This is a genomic window from Nocardia sp. NPDC051929, assembly GCF_044548645.1.
GTDB classification, from domain to species: Bacteria; Actinomycetota; Actinomycetes; order Mycobacteriales; family Mycobacteriaceae; genus Nocardia; species Nocardia sichangensis.
Window position 1 is genome coordinate 1 of sequence record NZ_JBIUCG010000062.1, and the last position, 4,198, is coordinate 4,198.

The window sequence follows — 4,198 nt, forward strand, 5'->3', positions numbered from 1 at the left end:
CTTGACGTATGCGACTGATCTTTTCGATCGGGCGACGGTCGAAGGGTTCGCTGATCGGCTCGCGCGCATCCTCGCCGCCGTGGTCGCCGATCCCAACGCGCCGGTCGGCGATCTCGAACTACTCGCCGACACCGAACGGCACGACGTGCTGGCACGCTGGAACGCCACCGACCAGACCGTCGACACGGGAGCGACGCTGGCCTCGCTGCTCGACGCCAGTGTCGCGGCGGACCCGCGCTCAACGGCGCTGGTCGCGGACGCGGTCGATGGCGAGCGGGTCGAGCTGACCTACGCCGAACTTGATTTGCGTGTGAATCGTCTTGCGCGGCACTTGATTTCGTTGGGTGTCGGTCCGGAGTCGCGGGTCGCGCTGGCGTTGCGTCGCTCCGTTGATTTGATCGTGGCGATGTATGCGGTGGCGAAGTCCGGTGGTGCGTATGTGCCGGTGGATCCGGATCAGGCTGCCGAGCGGACGAGCTACATCTTGGAGACGGCGGCACCGGTTTGCGTGCTGACCAATGCCGATGCGAAGTTCGAGACCGATGTCGCGCCGGTGGTGCGGATCGATGAACTGGATCTGTCGGAGCTGGATGCCGCGCCGGTCGCTGATGTCGATCGCGTCGCGCCGTTGCGTCCGGAGAACACGGCGTATGTGATCTTCACGTCTGGTTCGACGGGTCGCCCGAAGGGTGTCGCGGTTCCGCACGGCGCTATCGCGAACCAGTTGCAATGGAAGAACATCGAGTTCGGGCTCGACGCTGCGGATGCGATTCTGCTGAAGACGGCCGCGACGTTCGACCTCTCGGTGTGGGAGTTCTGGTCGGCGGTAGTGTGCGGTGGCCGTTTGGTCATCGCCTCACCCGACGGTCACCGGGACCCGACGTACCTCAACGAACTCATGGCCCAGGAATGGGTCACCACGCTGCACGTCGTCCCGTCGATGCTGGACGCGCTGTTGACTGCCGGTATGCCGGATTCGCTGTGGCGGGTGTTGGCGATCGGTGAAGCCCTTCCGGGTGCGTTGGCGCAGCGGTTCTTGCGTGAGAATCCGCGTACCGAATTGTTCAATCTGTATGGTCCGACCGAGGCGGCGGTGTCCATCACCAGCCATCGGGTCAGTGATACCGACCGGGTTTCGGTTCCCATCGGTGCGCCGGAGTGGAACAGCCGGGTGTTCGTGCTGGATGGGCGTTTGCGTCCGGTGCCGGTGGGTGTGTCGGGTGAGTTGTATTTGGCTGGTGCGCAGTTGGCGCGTGGTTACTTCGGTCGTGCGGATCTGACCGCGGATCGGTTCGTGGCCAACCCGTTCCAGCCCGGTGCGCGGATGTACCGCACTGGTGATTTGGTTGCGTGGACGAGCACAGGCGAACTCGAGTATCGGGGTCGTACGGATTTCCAGGTGAAGATCCGTGGTTTCCGTATCGAGCTCGGTGAGATCGAAGCCGCGTTGCTCGCCCTGCCGGAGATCGCGCAGACTGCGGTGATCGCGAAGTCGGATCCGCAGACCGGTGACCGGTTGGTCGCGTACATCGTGCCTGTGGATGCTGGAGCAGGTGCCGCTGGCGATGCCGACGATACGGCCGGTGCCGGATCCGGCGTGGATGTGGCTCGGGTGAAGTCCGAACTGAGCGCTGGGTTGCCGTCGTACATGGTGCCTGCGGCGTTCGTGGTGCTGGATGCTCTGCCGTTGAACGTCAACGGCAAGCTCGATCGCAAGGCGTTGCCGGAGCCGGAGTTCGAGGTTCAGACGTTCCGTGCGCCGTCGACGCCGATCGAGGAGATCGTGGCGTCGGTGTTCGCCGAGGTGCTCGGGGTCGAGCGGGTGGGCGCGGACGACGACTTCTTCGCTTTGGGTGGTAACTCGCTGTTGGCGACCCAGGTCGCGGCGCGGATCGGCGCGGCGCTGGATGCGCGTGTGCCGGTGCGTGTGCTGTTCGAGGCCTCCACCGTGGCCGGATTGGCCGTGAAGGTCGAGCAGCACGCGGGAGCTGGCGGGCGTAAAGCCTTGGTGGCCGGTCCGCGTCCGGAACGGATCCCGTTGTCGCTGGCGCAGCAGCGCATGTGGTTCCTCAACCAGTTCGATCCGGCCTCATCGGTCTACAACATCCCGGCCGCCATCCGCCTCACCGGCGATCTGGACGTCGCGGCCCTGCGAGCGGCGGTCGCGGATCTGGTGGCGCGCCACGAGATCCTGCGCACGATCTACCCGCAGACGTCCGACGGCCCGGTACAGCGGGTGCTCGCGGCGGACGAGGTGCCGATCGACCTCACACCCGCGCGAGTCGACGCGGCCGATTCGGTCGCCGTGGTGACCAGCGTGGTCGGCGCGGGGTTCGAGGTCACCACGGAGGTCCCGTTCCGGGTCGCGCTGTTCGAGATCGCGTCCGCGAGCGCGGACGACCCCACCGAGCACGTGCTGGTCTTCGTCGCGCACCACATCAGTTCCGACGGCTGGTCGCTGGGCCCGCTCACCCGGGATCTGGTCCTGGCCTATGAGGCGCGCAGCAGAGGCGAGGCCCCGGCCATGGCCCCGCTGCCGGTGCAGTACGCCGACTACAGCCTGTGGCAGCGGGAGGTGCTCGGCTCCGAGACCGACCCGAAGAGCCTGATCTCGCAGCAGGCCGAGTACTGGCGGGACGCGCTCGCCGCTCTGCCGGAGGAACTGCCGCTGCCGACCGACCGGCCCCGGCCCGCCCAGGCGTCCTATCGCGGAGGCAGTTTCGCCTTCGACATCGACGCCGACCTGCACACCGGGCTAGAACAGCTGGCCAAACAACACAATTCGACGCTGTTCATGGTGGTGCACGCCGCGCTCGCGGTGCTGCTGGCGCGGCTGTCGGGCACCTCGGACATCGCGATCGGCACCCCGGTGGCCGGCCGCGGCGAGGCCGAACTCGACGACCTCATCGGCATGTTCGTCAACACGCTGGTGTTGCGCACCGAGGTCGAGCCGGGCACGTCGTTCGAAACGCTGCTGGCCGAGGTCCGCAAAACCGACGTCGCCGCGTTCGGCCATGCCGACCTGCCGTTCGAGCGGCTGGTCGAGTTGCTCGATCCGGTCCGCTCGGCGGCGCGGCATCCGCTGTTCCAGGTGATGCTGGTGCTGCAGAACCTCGCTCCCGCGACGCTCGAGTTGCCCGGGCTCACGGTGTCGGGCATCGATCCGGGAGTGTCGGCGGCCAAGTTCGATCTGCAGATCACCCTGGCCGAGCAGCCCGGTGCGCCGGGTCTGTCGGTGGTGATCGGTTACGCGACCGACCTGTTCGACGAATCGACGGTGCGGAACTTCGCGAGCCGGTTCCGTCGTGTCCTGGCGGCGGTCGCGGCCGATGCCACAGCCGTGGTGGGCGATATCGATGTGCTCGCGCCCGGCGAACGCGACCAGGTGCTGAGTGCGTGGAATGTGCCGGGGGCCTGGGTTCCCGGTGCGACACTGCCGGATGTGATCGCCGAACAGGCGTGGTTGCGCCCGGACGCGGTGGCGATCCGTTCGGGTGAGACCACGTTGACTTTCGGTGAGTTGCACCGGCGGGCGAATCAGGTGGCGCGGGCGTTGATCGCTCGGGGTGCGGGTCCGGAGTCGTTGGTGGCGGTGGCGGTGGCGCGGACCGAGGAGTTGCCGGTCGCGTTGTTGGGGGTGTTGATCGCGGGGGCGGCGTATCTGCCGATCGATACCGGGTATCCGGTGCAGCGGTTGGAGTTCATGCTCGAAGACGCCGCCCCGGTGTGTGTGCTGACCACGGTGCAGCAGCGGGAGGCGGTGCCGTCGGGTGGGTTGCCGGTGGTGCTGCTGGAGGCGGCAGGCGAGTTCTCCGATGCGCCGGTGAGTGATGCCGATCGGGTGGGCCGGTTGCGGGCGGACAATCTGGCGTATGTCATCTACACCTCCGGTTCCACCGGGGTGCCCAAGGGTGTGGGTGTGGCGCACCGCAACGTCATCGAGTTGCTGGCCAACACGCAGCCGTTGTTCGGGTTCGACGAGACCGATGTGTGGACGTTGTTCCATTCCTTCGCGTTCGATTTCTCGGTGTGGGAGTTGTGGTGCGCGCTGGCGCACGGCGGCAGCGTGGTGGTGGTCGACTACGTGACCTCCCGTTCACCGGAGCAGTTGCGCGAACTGCTGATCGATGAGCGGGTCACGGTGCTGAATCAGACGCCGTCGGCGTTCTATCAGCTGGTGGAGGCCGACCGCGCCGCG

1 pseudogene is annotated in these 4,198 nt (G+C 66.9%); it reads left to right on the forward strand.

What is annotated here, in order from left to right:
• Positions 1-4 precede the first annotated feature (4 nt).
• Positions 5-4,198 (forward strand): annotated as a pseudogene (locus ACIHAX_RS37720) (amino acid adenylation domain-containing protein); the annotation flags it as partial.